Raw genomic sequence first — 18,566 nt, 5'->3', positions numbered from 1 at the left:
TTGGCATCATAGACAGGCCACCCGCTGCGCCAAGTCCGCGCAGGCCAGAAAGAGGTCTGCATGAGTAAATCCGCAAAGGACTGGCTTAAGCGTCAAAAAATTGATGACAAGTCACTAAACACGATATTGGTAGGTTTGGTAGCCTCCTCTGTTGGTGGGGTATGTCAAATTACTCAGATGCGCCTTGCTAAGAAGGTCGGCATGTCCGAACGCCATGTTCGGCGTGGTCTGTCAGCATTAGAAGCGCTTGAAGTAATTGACCGATCAAAACAGTCTGAGTGGGGCAAGAGGGGGCGGTCGACAGACACGATTTACTTATCACTTGATCTCGACTTTAACCTACCGAAGGATGTCATTTTGTCCGCAAAAAACAACGCCGCATTAACCGGACATTTGTCCGGTGCTGCCCATGGCGTATTAAGCGGACAAATGTCCGGTGCGCCCACGATTTCCTATATAAGGAAGAATATATACGGTGATGACGGCGCACTACACCATCGCTGCATTGGGAGAATTTGGTGGGACAGTAATCGTGAACTTTGGCGCTCAATGCTTACGGTTGATGGCGAAGAACTTGACCTAGGACGGCACGAGACGAAAGACCTCGCTGAAGCTGAAATTAACGTTGCTATTTGTGATTTAGAGTTCTGCTTCTCTCGCCCGGCAGGCACACCGGTAGATCCCCAAGTAGATCCTTTTCTCAAAAGCCTAACTGGTAAATGCCTTTGCGAGTTCGTGCTCGGTAGAAGCAAACACGCAGTCAACCAAAACGATCCGCGTAGCGGGTCGTCAGGGTCTGGGGGATTATCCCCCAGTCAGGAGTTTGAGGATGAAATCCTCATATTGCGAAGCAACAAGAACCTTGGTGCAGCATGAGTATAGATTTTTGTAAGATAATAATATTCCCACTCGATGCCAGAATTGGAAAGGTGCGGCGTACTGCCTCTCTGCTCTATAAAAAACATGGTGAAGATGCAGAGCTGTATTGGAAACAGGTCATTGCTGCTAACCGCAAACACCTCATCCGAATTGGTCTGACGGCCGAGCAGCAGCATGAACAGCTTTCAGGCTTTTCGCGCGCTGTCCAGCAAGAGTTGAATAGCATTGCAACATTATGGGGTGGAGGGGTGGCATAATATTTATCAGTTTCATTGCCTTAGAAATGACAGCTTAGATTAATTAGAGTAGAACTCACCAATCCTTATAAAATTTGTAATTACAGTATTTAGGATGAGAGTTTTCCGCGGTTTAATCAACGTTGAAACTTCACCACAGATTGATCACAATCTACGCCGTAATATCCGCCCGTTATCATGGCGCAGGCAGGAATTAATGACTGCCCCGAATGATAAAAAATATTACGCACATTCTGAAATAACTATTAAATTTGAAGTCTCTTGCCAGTCATCGAGAGGTTTTGACCTGAAAAGGTCCTATCAGCATTTTTTCCAGTAACCGGTTTTGTTTTTGTTCTGCTTGCAATCAATGCAATAAAAAATATTCTGCATAATAAGTCCCGTTCACGGACGATGGCTGTGTTTCATACGACTTTATGGCAAACAACTAACCTTGTTGAATTTTTTAGTATGCTCAGTGACGCTGCGATTGCACTGTATGGTGTGATCATAGTCGCAGCCGGGATAACTTCTATGGAGTTGGTTCCAAAACGCCTTGCGGCGACTTTAGTTATGATAGGATCATTGGCGCAGCTGTTTGAACATTCTTAGTTCATTAGCGAAGTGGAGCAATGTATCAATGTATCGATTTTTAACTAATCCATTAGTTGCTCTTACTTCTGCAACCGTGTTGGGGCTTTTGTTGGCCTTGGTTGGGACATGGCTATTCAGTGGTGCATTGGCTTTCGCATTGACTAGTTTCGGCGTGGTACTGGTATATCTTGCTGGCGGTGTTCCCGCCGGATGGCGGGCGTTGAGTGTGTTGGTCCATGAGCGCGTACTCGACATCGATTTGTTGATGATTGTTGCAGCTATTGCTGCGGCGATTGTTGGTGCGTTTGTCGAAGGTGCTATTTTGCTGACGCTGTTTAGTTTGTCCACGACATTGGAAGAGCGTGCCATGGGGCGAGCGCGCCGCGCCATTGAAGCATTGATGGCGTTACGGCCTGAAATCGCTTTACTTAAACTAGCAGATAGTTCGATCAAAGAAGTGCAGGCAGCAAGTCTTCGTGTTGGAGATATTGTTATCGTTCGGCCTGGCGCACGAATACCCTCTGACGGAACAATAGCAAGCGGAAGTGGAGCGCTGGACGAGTCTACGATTACGGGTGAATCTATGCCTGTGCGCAAAGAAACTGGTGCTAAAGTTTTTGAGGCAACGGTCAATCTTGATGGCGTACTTGAGATTAGGATTACTAAAACTGTTGAACAAAGTACTGTGGCACGCATGATTGAGCTAGTCACACAAGCTCAGGCAGCGAAAGCTCCTTCAGAACGGTTCAGTGTTTGGTTTGGGCAACGTTATACAGTTGCCGTTTTAATGGTCTCGCTGATTGCTCTTGGCATTTTCTATTGGTTTGGGCATGACTGGGAAGCTGCATTATACTTTGCAGCAACTTTGCTTGTAGCCGCGAGCCCGTGTGCGATAGTCATTTCGGTGCCAGCAGCAATTTTGTCCGCTCTATCATCAGCTGCACGGGGAGGCGTTTTATTTAAAGGTGGGGCAGCGCTTGAGACACTTGCAGCAGTTAATATCTTTGCTTTCGACAAGACTGGAACGTTGACAACCGGGCGTGCAGAAGTAACTGGAGTTGTTCCTCTAGCTGATGATGAGATGAGTTTTTTATCCGCACTAGCTAGTATTGAAGCCAATTCCGAGCATCATATTGCCGACGCCCTGAGGCGCGAAGTGCTCCGTCGAGAGGTGAAACTACATGATGTTTATGATGTGAAAACAATTCCAAGCGCTGGCATTGTTGGACGTGATATGGACGGCCCTATTTGGGCAGGTAATCGTCGAATGGCCCATAATATGGGTGCTCTTCTTGATGATGAGCGCTTTAAAAACTTACAGGACGGAGCAGAGACAGTTGTTTATCTTGGGCGTGGGGCGCTTGTTTTAGGTGCGATCAGTATCGCGGACAAAGTACGTGAAACTTCAGCTGGAGCACTTGTCGCTTTGCGAGAAAACGGCGTTAAGACCATCGCAATGATGACAGGCGATAGACAGGCAGTGGCGCTGCGTATTGGCAAGCTGCTTGGATTCAAGCCAGATGAGATTCATGCCGAGATGTTGCCAGAGGATAAGGTGAGGCTGGTTGCAGAAATGGCTAGTGGTGGGAAAGTTGCATTTGTTGGTGATGGTGTGAATGATGCAGCGGCACTAGCGCGCGCCGATGTCGGCATTGCGATGGGGGCGGCAGGATCTGAAGTTGCTTTACAGGCTGCTGATGTCGCTCTGCTTTCAGAGAATATGGAAAGATTAGCGGCAGCCCATCGTCTTGCCAGGCGAACCGTATCAATAATTCGTCAAAATCTTATTTTTGCGATTTGTATGATGTGTGTTTTGGTTGTGGGTGCAGCTTTTTTTGAATTGCCATTGCCTTTGGCGGTACTTGGCCACGAGGGGGGCACGGTTCTTGTGGTGCTCAACGGGTTGAGACTCTTAAGCGACCCAATTAGAAGTACGATAAGCGTCTTTGCCGATCAAAATCTTCTGAAAGATAATACTCGTAATAAATAGCTGCGAAGATTGTTTAGGTCGGCGTCGGTTCACTCCACTAATGTTTTGGAATAAATAGTAATTCTGCAGCTAAAAAACACATCTAATTTGTTATATTTTGGGGAGAATAAACGATGTTGCAAAGTATCCTGCTGAACTAGCCATAGCAGTGAGAAGCAGACCCCACACCATATCAACTATACTTACTGATAAGGACCAATTTTTTAACGTAGCGAGATTTGTCATATCATAGGTTCCATAAGCAATAAGCCCAAGAATGGCACCATTAATAACAGCAGTAAGCCAGCTGTTTGAGTTGAGAGCAGGTATTACCGCAAAATAAATAATCCCGCCTACATAAACGAGATAGAAAAGACCCGCTACAGTGAAATTTGGCTGATCAATTAGGATGTTGGCCATTCGTGGGCGGTAAAACAAGCTTGTCATCTTTGACAGCCAGATAAAGTCAACAACAAAGAACACTATGGCAGTCGTAGTATATGCAATTATGGCCTGTTTTAACATTGCAGATCTCATCTTTGTTATATTCAGAATTCGTTAGCCGCTAAATTCCAAGCACAGGTTGCACTAAACGAACAATCCATGAGCGGAAACGTAACGGGGCATCTGTAACCGCCAGACAAATGCAATCAGCGTCCGATGTAGCTATAGGCTGATGAATAATATCGGAATTTGCCTCTTCGATATCGCCGCGAGTAAAACTCTCGTCGCCATCGATAAAACTTCCGCTAAGAACAAGTGTCAATTCCCGTCCGCCATGACCGTGCTCAGGAACCGGCTTGCCGGCAGGTATCTTGAGCAGGCGTACGGTTGATGAATTGTCGCTGGTCGGAATGACAATATGACTTGCTCCGCGACCAAGAGCGCGCCATTTCAGCTTATCGACATCTCCTCCGAGATAAGAGCGTAATGGCTGAGGTAAAACAGGTGCCTGAGGTTGTGGTTCCGGTCGTTCTTGCTTGGTCTTTAGTGATGTCTTTGCCAATCTCGACCGAACAGCCTCCCATGCTTTATCCACAGACGTATCAGCAGGTAGTTCCTCAAGCAATTTTCCGCCCAGACATTCATAGTTTTTAAGACGAAAACGGCATGAAGGGCACAATGATAAATGTGTGGCTACGGCAATGCTCCAGCCCTCGCTTAAGGTGCCGGCAGCATAGCTTTCAAGCAACGCATCGCTTAAATGATGATGTATATTCATGACGCTCTCCCTAAGTGTTTGAGGGAAAGACGCAATTTTTCAAATGCCAGTCGCATTCGTGATTTAACTGTACCAAGCGGAATATTCATTTTCTCGGCAATAGCACTTTGAGAGTGATTATCATAAAAAGACATTTTTATAAGCTCGAACTGTTCCTTCGGTAATTTTTCCATTGCTTGCTGTAATTCATTACTTGATTGCTGCATTATGATTAGAGCATCAGCGGGTATTGTTTCATCAGGAACAAAAGCCGGATCATCCGGGTCAAATTCGGGTCTTTTCTCTCGTCTTACAGCATCAATGCGCAAATTTCGTGCAATCGTAAAAATCCATGTTGAAAGCGCTCCTTTGAGCGGATCAAAACGGTCCGCTTTGTGCCATACAGTGATCATTGTTTCCTGCATCAGCTCTTCTGCGAGCTGTTCATCGGTCATAAGCCGCAACATGTAAGATTTAACACGCGGCGCAAAGTATTTAAAAATCACCTCATAAGCATCAATATCGCGATCCAATGTGACAGCTTTCATTAATACTTCGAGTTTCCCAATCTCCGCATTGGGGGTGGTTTTTTTCATTTTGAAACATTCCCGCCTGAATCGGAGCAGCATAGATCTGCGCTCTGCAATTCCTTTGTATTTGTTGTGCCACGATTGCGGCTGGATGGAAATGTTTGTTTTCATGCCATCTTTACGGAGAAAATCAGCAAACGGATCACGACATCAAAATAATTTAAAAAAAGAGATCCGAAACGTCGTACGGCGCGTATTGGAATATATAAAAAACAAAAGGAATAGCCGTGAGCAGTTCTCACTCATTCTCTGAAAATAAAAAACACATTGCTGTCATCGGATCAGGTATTTCCGGATTGTCTGCAGCATGGCTGTTGAGCAAAACTGCGCGGGTCACCATTTATGAAGAGAATAACCGCTTAGGCGGGCATTCCAATACGATTATGGTTCCGTGCGGACAAAACGAGATTGCCGTTGATACGGGCTTTATTGTTTATAATGAGCGGAATTATCCCAATCTTGTCGCATTATTTGAAACATGCGGGGTTGAGACACAAAAATCCAATATGTCATTTGCCGTATCACTCAATGAGGGCGGGCTGGAATACTCCGGTTCTGGCATCAACGGTTTGCTTGGTCAGCGGCGTAATATCATTCGTCCCCGTTTCTGGTTTATGGTCAGGGATGTGTTGAGGTTTTACCGCGAGGCGCCTTCTGTTCTGGATAGTGAACATTACGCGCAGACTAGCCTTGGCGAATATCTTCGTTCTCATAATTATGGTAATGATTTTGTTGAAAATCATCTGCTGTCTATGGGGGCTGCAATCTGGTCTGCGGGCGCGGATGAAATGCGGGCTTATCCTGTGCAAGCCTTTGTGCGCTTTTTTGTCAGCCACGGATTGCTCAGTCTTAAAAATCGCCCGCAATGGCGCACTGTTACGGGTGGCAGCCGCCGTTATGTTGAGCGATTGGCACAGGCAATATCCGGTGACATCAGGCTTGATGCCAAGGTTGTGCGCATCAAGCGCACTCCTGACGGCGTCATGGTGACAGATAACAAAGGCCATACAGAGCGTTTTACCGATGTGGTTATTGCCGCGCATGCGGATCAGGCGCTTGCAATGTTGGATGATCCCAGCTTTGAGGAGCAGAAACTGCTTGGTGCTTTTCGTTACACAGCCAATAGCGCCGTTTTGCACTCCGATATGTCACTTATGCCAAGGCGCAGGCGGATCTGGTCGAGCTGGAATTATACCGGCGATCAAAAGAATGCAGAAAAGCAACCTTTATGTGTGACATATTGGATGAATAAGCTTCAATCTCTTGATAGGAAATACCCGCTTTTTGTTACGCTTAATCCGACTAAGCCGATCGCCGGTGAAAAAATTATCAAGGTGATTGATTATGAGCACCCGCTTTTTGACCTTCGAGCATTGGAAGCGCAGCGTGCGCTGCATGTCCTGCAAGGCAAGCGTAATACATGGTTCTGTGGTGCGTATTTTGGCTATGGTTTTCATGAGGATGGTTTGCAGGCAGGGCTTGCAGTGGCAGAAGGGCTGGCTGGTTTGAAACGACCTTGGAATGTACCAAACGCATCCTCCAGAATTTCACAGCCGTCTGAGAGTGAGGCATCATAATAATGCGCTCTAGTGAGAAGATACAGTCAGGTCTTTATACAGGCAAAGTGATGCATATGCGGTTGCGTCCTCAACGGCATCGCTTCACTTATCGTGTATTTTCATTGCTGCTGAATATTGATGAGCTTCCGTCATTAGACAAGGCAAAGCGTCTTTTTGCTTATAATCGCCGCGCAATTGTGAGCTTTCACGATAAAGATCACGGAGATGGCACAAAGGGCGGATTGCGCCATTGGGTTGAAGGGCAACTAGCCCGTGCTGGTCTTCAGGGGGCAGGGATGAGTATTTATATTCTCTGTTATCCGCGCATTTATGGCTATGTCTTCAACCCGCTGACACTCTATTTTTGTTATGACGCGCAAGGAGGGCTGCGCGCTGTTCTTTATGAGGTCAGCAATACATTCGCAGAACGTCATACCTATATTATGCGTGTTCTCGAGGGGAAGCTGACAGGACAGGGCTTTCACCAGCAATGTAAGAAGGATTTTTATGTATCTCCTTTTTTGCCGATGGACTGTTTCTATAATTTTTACATTGAGCCTCCCGATGAAAAGCTGCTGGTTCGTATCCATGAGGAAGATGCTGATGGCATGGTGCTTGTTGCAAATTTTGAAGCGACACGAAGCCCCATAAATGACCGCACGCTTGGTTTGGCATTGTTGCGTCACCCGTTGATGACCCTGAAAGTCAGCGCGAGCATTTATTGGGAGGCACTGCGCCTTTGGAGAAAAGGCCTTACCATTTATCGCTATAAGGCGGCGGCCAGCAAGGTCGACAGTACTGTTGTTTCAAACCCCACTCCGATCAATCAGCCCCGTGAGTTAAATCCTGATGAGCACCACTGAAGAGACAATGAACATCAAGAGGGAAGTCAAAGCAGGGCTCAACGAACGTCCGCCGCTATGGATGCGCATTGCGCAGAAATGGGCTGGCCGGATTGCTTTCGGCACACTGACTGTTGAGTTTCCTGATGGGCACAGTTTTTATGTCAAAGGCTCAAGACCGGGCCCTGATGCAACAATGATCATTCGTTCGCCGAAATTTGTGTGGCAAGTCCTCTCCGGAGGAAAACTCGGGCTGGCGCGCGCATTTATTGATAATAACTGGGATAGTCCAGATATTGGTGCTGTTTTGGATCTGGGAATTTTCAATGAGGATTATTTAAATTCGGTTCTCGCATTGCCGGCACTTGCAAGATTGATGGCCAATTTGCGCCATCGTCTCCGTGCCAATACGCCTACAGGAAGCAAGCGCAATATCGCTTTCCATTATGATCTGGGCAACCAATTCTATGCTCAGTGGCTGGATGAGACCATGACATATTCTTCCGGCTTGTTCCAAACGGCCGGACAGTCCTTATCTGATGCGCAAAATGCCAAATATGACCGCATCGTCAGGCAATTGAATATTCAGAAAAATGACCGTGTTCTTGAGATCGGCTGCGGATGGGGCGGATTTGCGGAATATGCTGCGCGTAAAACCGGTTGCAGCATTGTAGCCCTGACACTTTCTCAGGAGCAGGCACATTTTGCGCGAGAGCGCATGATGAAAGCGGGCCTATCTGATCGTGTTGAAATTCGTATTGAAGATTACAGAAATTGTGAGGGGCATTTCAACAAAATCGTATCTGTCGAGATGTTTGAAGCTGTCGGCGAGGAGAACTGGTCTGTATATTTTGCAAGACTGCAAGCCTTGTTAGAGAGTGACGGCGAGGCTTTGCTACAGGTTATTACCATCGATGATAACCGCCTTGATGAATACCGGCGCAATGCTGATTTCATTCAGACCTATATTTTTCCGGGCGGTATGCTGCCTTCATGCAACGCACTTATTGATGTCGCACGAAGACATAATTTAAAGCTGACTGACCAGCTGATGTTTGGACGTGATTATGAGAAGACGCTGCTTCAATGGGATGATCAATTCATAAAGCAATGGTGCACTATCGAGCCACTCGGCTTTGATGCGCGTTTCAAGCGGATGTGGCGATATTATTTCCATTATTGCGCTGCCGGTTTCAGAGCGCAGCGCATTGATGTCGGGCAGTTTCATTTCCGTCAGCTCTGCGTCAATCAGGATTAACGTAACAATTTGCGCGTAATTGCAAATCGCAATCCAGCGGGCAGACATGCCAGACATTTGGTAAGCCAAACCATCTTCCACGGAAATGCAATTTCAAAACGATGTGAATTCAGGCCGCGAATGATGTGATCAGCGGCCTCATTCTCTGAAATTATAAAAGGCATAGGAAAGTCATTTTTTTGTGTGAGCGGCGTATCTACAAAACCGGGATTAACAACGCTGAGAAGCACATTCTTACGTCGCAGCTCAGGATAAAGGGCCTCACACATATTAATGAGACCGGCTTTGGTCGCGCCATATGCTGCTGCACCTGGCAGGCCGGTATATCCTGCAACGGAGGAGACGACCAATATGCGTCCCGATTGCCGCTTGAGCATGGGCTCCATAACGGCGCCCAGACAATAGGCAGTTCCTATAAGATTGACATTGACCGTTTCCTCAAAAAGCGCAGCATCAAAATTAAACGCATTGTCCCGCTTATATATGCCTGCATTGAGGATTGCGACACTAACAGGGCCAAGCTGTGCTTCAATCGCGGCATATGCAGCCGGTACCGCTGCGTGGTCCGTCACATCCATCGGAAAAGCAAAAATCTTGTCCGGTATTTGTGCGGCGACCTCTTCAAGATGCGCTCTTGTGCGGGCGCTGATTGCTACTTTCCAGCCTTGGCTGGCAAGCCTTATTGCCAAAGCGCGCCCCATTCCGGTGCCGGCACCCGTTATCCATACAAGTTTATTATGTATATGAGCTTCCATTACATTCACCTCATTAGACAAACTTTACATTCTCTATACGCAACAGGGGTGGCAGCGGTTCATCCATCATCCGCTCTTTCTCTTAGCTCTCAGGATTTTCTATGAAAAATCATAGTCTTATATGGTTGCGCAATGATCTTAGAATGCAAGATAATCCGGCACTTGATGCGGCATTGTTAGCGGGCGGATCTGTTACAGCCGTTTATATCCATGAGGAAACAGGAATTTCGCGCTGTCCTGGCGGCGCTGCGCGATGGTGGCTTGAGAGAAGCCTTGAAAAATTTGCTGCGCAATTGGCGCAAAAAAATATCGAATTAATAATTGAGACAGGTGATCCGGCGATTATCATAGAACATATCGTAACAACGGAGCATGTTAAAGCTGTCTTCTGGAACAGGCGTTATGCGCATACAGAGCGTGAATGCGACGCAGATATAAAACATAACCTCAAAGGCAAAGGTATCCATGTTGCCTCATTCAGGGGTAATTTATTGATCGAACCTTGGGAGGTTATGACTGGAAACGGTGACCCCTATCAGGTTTATACACCCTATGCCAAAGCCTTGCGCCGGCAAGGTGTTCTTCAGCCTCGTGCTATATCGGCTCAGATGGCAGCCTCCAGAAATTGCGTGCAGCACCAGCCGGTTATGATTTATAAACAACCGCACTGGGCACACACAATTGCCCAGCATTGGCAAACCGGCGAGGAGGTGGGTTACCAGCTTTTGACCGTATTTTTGAAAGATCTGGTCCGGTCTTATGCGGATGACCGCGACTGTCCTTCTCTTGACGGCACTTCAAAACTTTCGCCTTATATGCGCTTCGGGCAGATGAGTGTGCGCCAGATATGGCATGAAGTTGTTCAGTTCACGCAGCAGCATCCGCATGTGGCAAATGGTGCTGATAAGTTTTTGTCCGAGTTGATCTGGCGTGATTTCCAGTACCATCAACTTTATCACAGAGCAGATATTACCACGCATGATATGCGCCCGACACTTGAACCAATTGAGTGGCGCAAGGATCCCGCATCTTTCATTGCATGGACAAAAGGACAGACCGGCATACCGATTATTGATGCTGGAATGCGTCAATTGTGGGCAACAGGATGGATGCATAATCGTGTCAGAATGCTTGTGGCGTCATTTCTGACGAAAAATCTTATGATCGACTGGCGTCTTGGGGAAGAGTGGTTTTGGGATACGCTGGTTGACGCTGATGTGGCCAGCAATCCTGCCAGTTGGCAATGGGTTGCGGGATGCGGGATGGATGCTGCCCCGTATTTTCGGGTTTTTAACCCTGTCGTGCAAGGAAAACGCTTCGATCCAGAAGGTGCTTACGTGCGTCAATGGGTGCCTGAACTGCGCTTATTGCCCACAAAATGGATACACAGTCCGGAGCAAGCGCCTGCTGATGTCTTGCGCGGAGCAAAACTGAAATTGGGCACCGATTATCCGTTGCCGATTGCGGATATTGCAGAAAGCCAGAGGTTCTTCAAGATGATTATGAAGAACGAGATTTAGAGCATAAAGCCTTATTCTGATTTCAGCTTAAGGTCGATTTTACGTAAATTTTAGTATGTCAGATGGGCGCACGGCACTCTGATTGTAATTATGCGTATTTTCCGGTGATCCGTTTTGTTCAGGCAAACGTAAAGGATGATTAGATAGTTACTTAACCAAAAAATCGGATGTATTTTCAGTGAAACATAGTCTTGTTTATAATGGCAATCCCGTACAACATCCTGATGTCAAAAACGGGAAAATCGGGGTTTTGCTTATTAATCTCGGCACACCTGAAGGGACAGACTACAAGTCACTTCGTGTTTATCTCAAAGAGTTCCTGACGGATAAACGGGTTATAGAATGGTCGCCTTGGAAGTGGTACCCAATTCTATTTGGCATTGTGCTCAATACGCGGCCGCAGAAGGTTGGCAAAGCCTATAAATCTATCTGGAATAACGAACTGAATGAAAGTTATCTTCGTACGTTCACCAGAAATCAGGCAAGTCTTATTGCCGAGAAATTCAACGATAATGATAACATTATCATCGATTGGGCTATGCGCTATGGCAACCCTTCCATTGCAGACCGCATAGATGCACTGCAACGTGCCGGATCTGAGCGTATTATTATTTTCCCTCTTTATCCTCAATATGCGGCGGCTACAACAGCATCGGTTAATGATGCGGTGTATCGCAAATTATTAAATATGCGCTGGCAACCCGCCATAAGAACAGTGCCGCCTTATTATGATGATCCTGTTTATATTGACGCCTTGTATAATTCTGTAACTCAACACCTGAGCACTATTAGTTGGACGCCTGAGGTTATTGTAGCCTCTTTTCATGGCATTCCGCAGAACTACTTTGATAAGGGCGACCCTTATTATTGTCACTGTATGAAGACAGCTCGCTTACTGCGTGAAAGATTGGGCATGTCAAAACAGCAATTGATTGTTACCTTTCAGTCTCGCTTTGGGCCAGAAGAGTGGATTAAGCCCTATACAGACAAAACAATTCAGTCACTGGCTGAAAGTGGTGTTAAAAAAATCGCGGTTATTACCCCAGGTTTTGTTTCCGATTGTTTGGAAACACTGGAAGAAATTGCGGTGGAAAATCGGGAGTACTTTATGGAACACGGTGGGGAAGAATACACTTTTATACCATGTCTGAATGATAGTGAGGCGGGAATAAAGGTATTGGAATCTGTTCTATTAAAAGAAATGTGCAGTCTAGATCGGGTGTAAATGTAAAATTTATTCAGATTCCTATCTAGCAAGGTATCGTGATTTTTAGCGGCTTGCTCCGATGTTAAACAGACAATTGTAGACTGCATCAGGCAATCTTGCCTTCCTTTCAATCGTGTTCTACTTTGCGCCAAACACATTCTCTATCAAGTCGATTAGAAAAGCTATCAGCTAGATCAATATCGTGACAATTCCCAAGCCGGCTCATACTGTGCAGAAGTTGTGCTGTTTCAGGAATGAACCCAGTTCATACTTGTAAACAGGGAGCCTTGGTCGGAATGAAACAGTACTAGCTCTTTTGGTATACGTCGCCACACGACAATCCAAAAAGCCTGTAAGACCAGGTCTGTGGTTTGGTGCGATTGTATTGAACAGCCAATAAAACGTCTGTCAAAATGTCGACTACGACAGCCAGAATAGCACCGTTCACATATGTTTTGATGTAGCCAATCTAAGCTACGATACCTGCCAGTCGAGTCAGTCTCGCAACTCGGTTTGGACAGCAAGTCCACTCCTGATCTCTGACAATTGATCATCCTGAGCAGCTGCTTTCTCAGGGGCGTTGTAATGCTTCATCCAGCTATAAAGTGAATGAGTGCTTACGCCCAAGCGACGCGAAACATCTGCTACGGAATAACCGCGCTCAGTTATTTGTTTAACAGCATCAATTTAAATTCGTCGGTGAAATTAGCTTTACTCATCGTAAGCTCTTTACCTTTTTTAAAGTCACAAGGTGTCTACAAATCTAGGGTTATTCAATGATCACATCACCGGATTTGAAGCGTTTGTCCTGTCGCAATAGGCCAGAAAGGGGGGGGCCAGATTGACAGAACGGTCTTTAAACTCGCGAGCTGCATCCGCCGCAAAAAATCACGATAGGAAGTTATGATTGGGATGTGCCGTGTGTAGATGAGATCCACATCGCGGCCTTCCACATCATCAAGAAACCGCAGATAACTCTCACCGTCCGGAAAATTGCGGGTTTCCAGCGATCCAAGCTGATAATTACCTGCGGCGGCAATCGCGCGTGCCAGATCTTCATTGCCGAACAGAGGAATGGTCAGACGTTTCTCAGCAGAGTGCAGAGCCATATTAACATATCCATTCACTGTTCATCAGAATAAAACTCAAAGACCGGAGCGGTATGTACCGCTCCGGTAAATATCTGCAATCAGCTCTTGGCTACGCGGCTATGCGGCCATTTCCAGTCACGGATTTCCGGCATATCCTCACCATACTCACGCACATAGTCATGATGCTGCTGAAGCTTTTTTTGAAGATACGCGATAATCGGGTCTGCTATACCGGCAGCCAAAGGTAGACGGTTAAGCGCTTCAATCGCCAGATTATAACGATCAAGTTCGTTCATCACAGCCATATCAAAGGGCGTTGTGGTTGTGCCTTTTTCGATAAAGCCACGCACATGGAAGTTCGGATGGTTGGTGCGCTTATAAACCAGCCGGTGGATCAGATACGGATAGCCGTGATAAGCGAAAATTACCGGACGATCAGTGGTGAAAAGCGCATTAAATTCACTGTCGGCAATACCATGCGGATGATGCTGCGGTGATTGCAGTGCCATCAGATCAACAATATTGACTACGCGGATGCGCAAATGCGGCAGCGCTTCACGCAACATTGCGGCGGCGGCCAGAGTTTCCATGGTCGGTACATCACCGGCGCAAGCCATCACCAGATCAGGCTCCATACCATCTTCGCTGCCTGCCCAATCCCATTTACCAAGACCGGCCTCACAATGCTTTTCTGCTTCATCCATGGTTAGCCATTGTGGTGATGGCTGCTTACCGGCAACGATCACATTCACACGGTTCCATGTTTTGAGACAGTGGTCACCCACCCAAAGCAGTGTATTGGCATCCGGCGGGAAATAAACGCGGACAATATCGGCGCTCTTATTGGCGACCAGATCGACAAAACCCGGATCCTGATGGGAGAAGCCGTTGTGGTCCTGCCGCCAGACATGGGAGGTCAGCAGATAGTTGAGCGATGAAACCGGTTTGCGCCATGGCAGTTCGCGCGCGACCTGCAACCATTTGGCATGCTGGTTGAACATTGAATCCACAATATGGATAAAGGCTTCATAGCAGGAGAAGAAGCCGTGACGACCGGTCAGCAAATAGGCTTCCAGCCAGCCCTGACACAAATGCTCACTGAGCACTTCCATCACGCGGCCGTCGGAGGCCAGATGATCATCACTGTTTAGCGTTTCAGCCATCCAGACGCGGTCGGTTGCCTCAAAAACACTGCCAAGGCGATTGGACGCCGTTTCATCTGGCCCGAAGACACGGAAGTTTTTATCCTCATCATTGAGGCGGAGGACATCGCGCAGATAATCACCAAGGATTTTGGTGGTTTGTTCCTGTACCGCACCCGGCACGCTAACATTGACTGCATATTTGCGGAAATCGGGTGTTTTCAGGTCTTTACGCAGCAAGCCACCATTGGAATGCGGAATAGCGCCCATGCGTTTTTCACCGCTTGGTGCGAGCGCGCGCAGTTCCGGTTTCAGCTTGCCGCTTGCGTCAAACAGATCTTCGGGATCATAGCTGCGCATCCAGTCTTCAAGGATTTTGCGGTGGGCATCATCTGCGCGGCAATTGGCAACCGGCACCTGATGGGAGCGCCAATGGTTCTCCACCATTTTGCCGTCAACCACTTTTGGCCCTGTCCAGCCTTTGGGGCTGCGGAAGATAATCATCGGCCAGCGCGGACGCTCCGGAGATTTAAGATCGGCTTGCTCTTTAATGGCTTTGATACGATCAAAAGCACGGTCAAAAGTTGCAGCCATCAGTTGGTGCATGGCTTCCGGCTCGTGGCCCTCTACGAAAAATGGTTCATAGCCATAGCCTGTGAAAAGGCTGTACAAGTCCTCATCTGACATACGAGCAAGCAGGGTCGGATTAGCGATTTTATAGCCATTCAGATGCAGGATCGGCAACACCGCGCCGTCGCGCTTCGGGTTGAGGAATTTGTTAGAATGCCATGCAGCCGCCAAGGGGCCGGTTTCGGCCTCACCGTCACCGACAACACAGGCAACGACGAGATCGGGATTATCAAAAGCTGCGCCATAAGCATGCACAAGCGCATAGCCAAGCTCGCCTCCTTCATGGATGGAACCCGGAGTTTCCGGTGCCACATGGCTTGGAATACCGCCCGGGAACGAGAACTGGCGGAAGAGTTTTTGCATTCCGTCAACATCTTCGGTGATATCGGGATAGGTTTCCGTATAAGTGCCTTCCAGATAGGTATTCGCCACCATGCCAGGGCCACCGTGACCGGGGCCGCAGACATACAGCACATCTTTGTTGCGCTTTTTAATGATGCGGTTGAGATGTACATAGATGAAGTTCAAACCGGGTGTAGTGCCCCAATGGCCGAGCAAACGCGGCTTGACATGTTCAGGTTTTAAAGGCTCACGCAGCAGCGGATTTTGCATCAGATAAATCTGCCCGACGGAGAGGTAATTGGCCGCGCGCCAATAGCGGTCGGTCAGTTTCAGCTGATCCGGAGTAAGCGGCTGGGCGCCAGTCTGATTATTCATTCCAAAATTCCTTAACCTATTGGGAGGATTGGTTTAAAACAGTGAGGGTTTCCGCAGCAATCACTTGCTCTTCATCAGTTGCGAGCATGAAAGCCGCGATTTTGCTTGATTGTGTACTAATGCGGAAAGCATTTTTATCATTGGCCACACCATCCAGTTCGACGCCCAGCCATTGTAATTTTCTGGCAATATGGGTGCGGATTTCGGGCTGATGTTCGCCAATACCTGCGGTGAAAATAATGGTATCCAACCCGCCAAGGCTGGTCGCCTGACGACTGATTTCACCGGCAATGCGTGTGGTGAAGAGATCAATAGCTTGCTTTGCTTCAGGTGCCTCACTTGCCAACAAGTCACGACAATCTCCGCTGATGCCGGATACACCGAGCAGACCGGAGCGATGATAAAGCATATCAGTCAACTCATCGGCGTTCATATTCTGCTGGCTCAACAGATGCAGCAGCACACCCGCATCTAGATTTCCGCAGCGCGTTGCCATCGGAATACCGTCCAGCGTGGAGAAACTCATACTGGTATCAACGCTTTTGCCTTCTCTAAGTGCGCAAAGGCTGGCGCCGCTGCCAAGATGGGCAACAACAAGTTTCTTACGGCCTAAATCCGGGTCAAGCTCGTTAAAATGTTGTGCAATGGATTGATAAGAGAGTCCGTGAAAACCATAGCGCTTGATGCCTTGGTCATGCATTTCCCGCGGAATGGCAAACCGGCGGTTCACATCCGGCATGGTGCGATGGAAGGCTGTATCAAAAGAGGCTGTTTGCAAAATATTAGGGAAAAGTTGGTGGATCGCTTTAATCAGCGCCAGACTTTTAGGCTGATGCAACGGCGCATAGGCCGACAAATCGTCAATGGCCTGAATTGAGCGTTCATCAATCAATGCAGGACCAGTAAAAACATCGCCGCCATGCACCACACGGTGACCAATGGCTTTGATACGGGTCAGGTCTATATGCGCAGAAAGCTTATCGAAAACCTCGCTCAACACGCTGACTATATCCGCAGAAGCCTCAGATTGCAGTTGCAAATCCAGCCGTTCTTTGCCGCGCTCCATATGAAAACTCAAAGGAGACGCGGCAAAATCAATGCCAGCCTTAGCGGATTTATGCAAAGACGAGCCGTTCCATTCAAAACTGCCGATTTTGACGGTCGATGATCCTGTATTGAATGTGAGAATTAAATCATTCATTCCAAGTCTTTCCATAATCAACAGCTTTGCAGGAAAAGTGAGGCAGGCTTTATTGTGTCAGCTCACCTCAGGAAGTTACGGAAACGTTTGAGTGCGAAGAAGAAGAGCACGGAACCGATAATCATGAGGGCGAGGAACTGCGGCCAGACCACGCTTAATCCTGCACCGCGGAACAGCACCGATTGCGCGAGAATCACAAAGTGCGTGTTTGGTGCTGCCAGCATGATATTCTGAATGATTTCCGGCATGCTCTCACGCGGTGTCATTGCACCGGAGAGAACCTGCAACGGCAGCAGGATCAGCACAATCAATAGTCCGAATTGCGGCATGGAACCGGCAATGGTTGCTAGATAAATGCCGAGACTGGTGGTGGCAAAAAGCTGGAGTGCCACCCCGAGCAGGAACAGGATGATCGATCCATTGATCGGTACCGACAGCACACCTTTGACGATGAACAGCAAGGACATTGCCGTGGCAACCAGCACCACAAGCCCCATAGACCAGACCTTACTGATCATGATCTCGATCGGGGTGACCGGCATCACCAGCAGATGTTCAATCGTGCCATGTTCACGCTCGCGAATGAGTGCCGCACCGGTCAGGATGATTGACAGCATCGTCACCGAGGCAATCACGTTGGTAACCGCACCGAACCAGCCTTTGTTCAGATCCTGATTGAAGCGCGCACGCAGGTTCTGCGCGACCGGCATTTTAGTGGCACTGCGATAATGATTGAGAAACTCGCTCACCTCATTGGTCACAATGGCCTGCACATAGCGCCCGCCGCTGAAGGCCTGACTCATACGCGTCGCATCAATATTCAGCTGAATAGTCGGATTGCGTCCGGCCAGAAGATCACGCTGGAAGTTCGGCGGAATATCCAGCGCAAATGTATCCAGACCGGTATCCATGCGCTTGTCCATCTCATAAGTGGAGATGAGTTTCGGCGGCACAAAATAAGGCGGATAAAATGCGGTGGTAATCCGGCCGGAGATCGGGGACTGATCCTCATCAACAATTGCGATCGCCGCATTGTTTAGGTTTTCCGGCATTGCTTTGGAAGCCGTATAGATTGCCAGTGTGAACGCATAAACAATCAGGATCATCAGCATCGGATCGCGGGCAAGACCGCGTAGCTCCTTGATGCCAAGACGGAATATATTGGAAATCCTCAT

Annotated in this window: 16 protein-coding genes and 1 pseudogene; 8 read left to right on the top strand and 9 right to left on the bottom strand. The window is 47.8% G+C overall.

What is annotated here, in order from left to right; all coding sequences use genetic code 11:
* Nucleotides 1–60: 60 nt before the first annotated feature.
* The 3 genes from KHQ09_RS12865 to KHQ09_RS12855 all read left to right on the top strand — a co-directional run bounded on the left by KHQ09_RS12865 (nucleotide 61) and on the right by KHQ09_RS12855 (nucleotide 3,699).
* Complete coding sequence (locus KHQ09_RS12865) at nucleotides 61–876, top strand: hypothetical protein (protein WP_213598601.1); 816 nt, start codon at nucleotides 61–63, stop codon at nucleotides 874–876.
* Nucleotides 873–1,136 carry a DUF6074 family protein gene (locus KHQ09_RS12860; protein WP_022709078.1) on the top strand — a complete coding sequence of 88 codons (264 nt, stop codon included), beginning with the start codon at nucleotides 873–875 and terminating at the stop codon, nucleotides 1,134–1,136. The genes KHQ09_RS12865 and KHQ09_RS12860 overlap by 4 nt, the downstream gene beginning before the upstream one ends.
* Before the next feature lie 619 nt (nucleotides 1,137–1,755).
* Nucleotides 1,756–3,699: a heavy metal translocating P-type ATPase gene (locus KHQ09_RS12855; protein ID WP_022709077.1), complete on the top strand. Its 1,944-nt coding sequence runs from the start codon at nucleotides 1,756–1,758 to the stop codon at nucleotides 3,697–3,699.
* A 90-nt stretch (nucleotides 3,700–3,789) separates the two neighbouring features.
* Here KHQ09_RS12855 and KHQ09_RS12850 read toward each other — a convergent pair whose 3' ends face one another.
* Genes KHQ09_RS12850 through KHQ09_RS12840 form a run of 3 tightly spaced genes read right to left on the bottom strand, consistent with a single transcriptional unit; the run spans nucleotide 3,790 to nucleotide 5,475 of the window.
* Nucleotides 3,790–4,203, bottom strand: coding sequence for a DUF2177 family protein (locus tag KHQ09_RS12850; protein WP_213598599.1), 414 nt, complete (start codon nucleotides 4,201–4,203; stop codon nucleotides 3,790–3,792).
* 40 nt (nucleotides 4,204–4,243) lie between these two features.
* Complete coding sequence (locus tag KHQ09_RS12845; RefSeq protein WP_075655955.1) at nucleotides 4,244–4,900, bottom strand: ChrR family anti-sigma-E factor; 657 nt, start codon at nucleotides 4,898–4,900, stop codon at nucleotides 4,244–4,246.
* On the bottom strand, nucleotides 4,897–5,475 hold the full coding sequence (locus tag KHQ09_RS12840) for a sigma-70 family RNA polymerase sigma factor (RefSeq protein WP_213598597.1): 579 nt from the start codon (nucleotides 5,473–5,475) through the stop codon (nucleotides 4,897–4,899). The genes KHQ09_RS12845 and KHQ09_RS12840 overlap by 4 nt, the downstream gene beginning before the upstream one ends.
* A gap of 215 nt (nucleotides 5,476–5,690) precedes the next feature.
* Between KHQ09_RS12840 and KHQ09_RS12835 the strand changes: the two genes are divergently transcribed.
* Genes KHQ09_RS12835 through KHQ09_RS12825 form a run of 3 tightly spaced genes read left to right on the top strand, consistent with a single transcriptional unit; the run spans nucleotide 5,691 to nucleotide 9,128 of the window.
* On the top strand, nucleotides 5,691–7,046 hold the full coding sequence (locus tag KHQ09_RS12835) for an NAD(P)/FAD-dependent oxidoreductase (protein WP_370637829.1): 1,356 nt from the start codon (nucleotides 5,691–5,693) through the stop codon (nucleotides 7,044–7,046).
* Nucleotides 7,047–7,102: 56 nt separating this feature from the next.
* Nucleotides 7,103–7,891: a DUF1365 domain-containing protein gene (locus KHQ09_RS12830; RefSeq protein ID WP_238481780.1), complete on the top strand. Its 789-nt coding sequence runs from the start codon at nucleotides 7,103–7,105 to the stop codon at nucleotides 7,889–7,891.
* A 7-nt stretch (nucleotides 7,892–7,898) separates the two neighbouring features.
* Complete coding sequence (locus KHQ09_RS12825) at nucleotides 7,899–9,128, top strand: SAM-dependent methyltransferase (protein ID WP_213598593.1); 1,230 nt, start codon at nucleotides 7,899–7,901, stop codon at nucleotides 9,126–9,128.
* Here the strand turns inward: KHQ09_RS12825 and KHQ09_RS12820 are convergent.
* Complete coding sequence (locus tag KHQ09_RS12820) at nucleotides 9,125–9,883, bottom strand: SDR family NAD(P)-dependent oxidoreductase (protein ID WP_083647038.1); 759 nt, start codon at nucleotides 9,881–9,883, stop codon at nucleotides 9,125–9,127. The two genes, KHQ09_RS12825 and KHQ09_RS12820, sit on opposite strands and share 4 nt — an antisense overlap.
* A 101-nt stretch (nucleotides 9,884–9,984) precedes the next feature.
* On the opposite strand from KHQ09_RS12820, the gene KHQ09_RS12815 reads away from it, so the two are divergent.
* Together KHQ09_RS12815 and hemH are read left to right on the top strand one after the other, a co-directional pair.
* On the top strand, nucleotides 9,985–11,403 hold the full coding sequence (locus KHQ09_RS12815) for a cryptochrome/photolyase family protein (RefSeq protein WP_213598591.1): 1,419 nt from the start codon (nucleotides 9,985–9,987) through the stop codon (nucleotides 11,401–11,403).
* A gap of 178 nt (nucleotides 11,404–11,581) precedes the next feature.
* Nucleotides 11,582–12,628, top strand: coding sequence for a ferrochelatase (hemH, locus tag KHQ09_RS12810; protein WP_213598589.1), 1,047 nt, complete (start codon nucleotides 11,582–11,584; stop codon nucleotides 12,626–12,628).
* Nucleotides 12,629–12,749: 121 nt separating this feature from the next.
* Here hemH and KHQ09_RS18440 read toward each other — a convergent pair.
* The 5 genes and pseudogenes from KHQ09_RS18440 to KHQ09_RS12785 form a co-directional block, all read right to left on the bottom strand.
* Nucleotides 12,750–13,329, bottom strand: a pseudogene (locus KHQ09_RS18440) (DDE-type integrase/transposase/recombinase); the annotation flags it as partial.
* Between the two features lie 66 nt (nucleotides 13,330–13,395).
* A complete protein-coding gene (locus tag KHQ09_RS12800) occupies nucleotides 13,396–13,719 on the bottom strand; it encodes a ribose-phosphate pyrophosphokinase-like domain-containing protein (protein ID WP_075655961.1) in 324 nt (107 codons plus the stop codon).
* A gap of 80 nt (nucleotides 13,720–13,799) precedes the next feature.
* Entirely contained in the window at nucleotides 13,800–16,190 is a 2,391-nt protein-coding gene (locus KHQ09_RS12795) for a phosphoketolase family protein (protein WP_213598585.1), read from the bottom strand.
* A gap of 16 nt (nucleotides 16,191–16,206) precedes the next feature.
* Nucleotides 16,207–17,391, bottom strand: a complete 1,185-nt coding sequence (locus tag KHQ09_RS12790) for an acetate/propionate family kinase (RefSeq protein WP_022709468.1) — start codon at nucleotides 17,389–17,391, stop codon at nucleotides 16,207–16,209.
* Between the two features lie 62 nt (nucleotides 17,392–17,453).
* Nucleotides 17,454–18,566 (bottom strand): ABC transporter permease, encoded by a 1,113-nt coding sequence (locus tag KHQ09_RS12785; protein ID WP_116087852.1) that lies wholly within the window; start codon nucleotides 18,564–18,566, stop codon nucleotides 17,454–17,456.

Origin of the sequence: Pseudochrobactrum algeriensis (assembly GCF_018436245.1) — a bacterium.
GTDB classification, from domain to species: Bacteria; Pseudomonadota; Alphaproteobacteria; order Rhizobiales; family Rhizobiaceae; genus Pseudochrobactrum; species Pseudochrobactrum saccharolyticum.
Note: the sequence above shows the minus strand (reverse complement) of the source record. Positions and strands in the feature narration are given on the sequence as shown.

Excerpts from the sequence above, each read along its gene's own strand:
- KHQ09_RS12845 (WP_075655955.1), bottom strand. The coding sequence starts at position 4,900 with ATGAATATACATCATCATTTAAGCGATGCGTTGCTTGAAAGCTATGCT.
- KHQ09_RS12825 (WP_213598593.1), top strand. The coding sequence starts at position 7,899 with ATGAACATCAAGAGGGAAGTCAAAGCAGGGCTCAACGAACGTCCGCCG.
- KHQ09_RS12855 (WP_022709077.1), top strand. The coding sequence starts at position 1,756 with ATGTATCGATTTTTAACTAATCCATTAGTTGCTCTTACTTCTGCAACC.
- KHQ09_RS12800 (WP_075655961.1), bottom strand. The coding sequence starts at position 13,719 with ATGGCTCTGCACTCTGCTGAGAAACGTCTGACCATTCCTCTGTTCGGC.
- KHQ09_RS12790 (WP_022709468.1), bottom strand. The coding sequence starts at position 17,391 with ATGAATGATTTAATTCTCACATTCAATACAGGATCATCGACCGTCAAA.
- KHQ09_RS12865 (WP_213598601.1), top strand. The coding sequence starts at position 61 with ATGAGTAAATCCGCAAAGGACTGGCTTAAGCGTCAAAAAATTGATGAC.
- KHQ09_RS12815 (WP_213598591.1), top strand. The coding sequence starts at position 9,985 with ATGAAAAATCATAGTCTTATATGGTTGCGCAATGATCTTAGAATGCAA.
- KHQ09_RS12820 (WP_083647038.1), bottom strand. The coding sequence starts at position 9,883 with ATGGAAGCTCATATACATAATAAACTTGTATGGATAACGGGTGCCGGC.
- KHQ09_RS12785 (WP_116087852.1), bottom strand. The coding sequence starts at position 18,566 with ATGAGGATTTCCAATATATTCCGTCTTGGCATCAAGGAGCTACGCGGT.
- KHQ09_RS12840 (WP_213598597.1), bottom strand. The coding sequence starts at position 5,475 with ATGAAAAAAACCACCCCCAATGCGGAGATTGGGAAACTCGAAGTATTA.
- KHQ09_RS12795 (WP_213598585.1), bottom strand. The coding sequence starts at position 16,190 with ATGAATAATCAGACTGGCGCCCAGCCGCTTACTCCGGATCAGCTGAAA.
- KHQ09_RS12830 (WP_238481780.1), top strand. The coding sequence starts at position 7,103 with ATGCGGTTGCGTCCTCAACGGCATCGCTTCACTTATCGTGTATTTTCA.
- KHQ09_RS12850 (WP_213598599.1), bottom strand. The coding sequence starts at position 4,203 with ATGTTAAAACAGGCCATAATTGCATATACTACGACTGCCATAGTGTTC.
- KHQ09_RS12860 (WP_022709078.1), top strand. The coding sequence starts at position 873 with ATGAGTATAGATTTTTGTAAGATAATAATATTCCCACTCGATGCCAGA.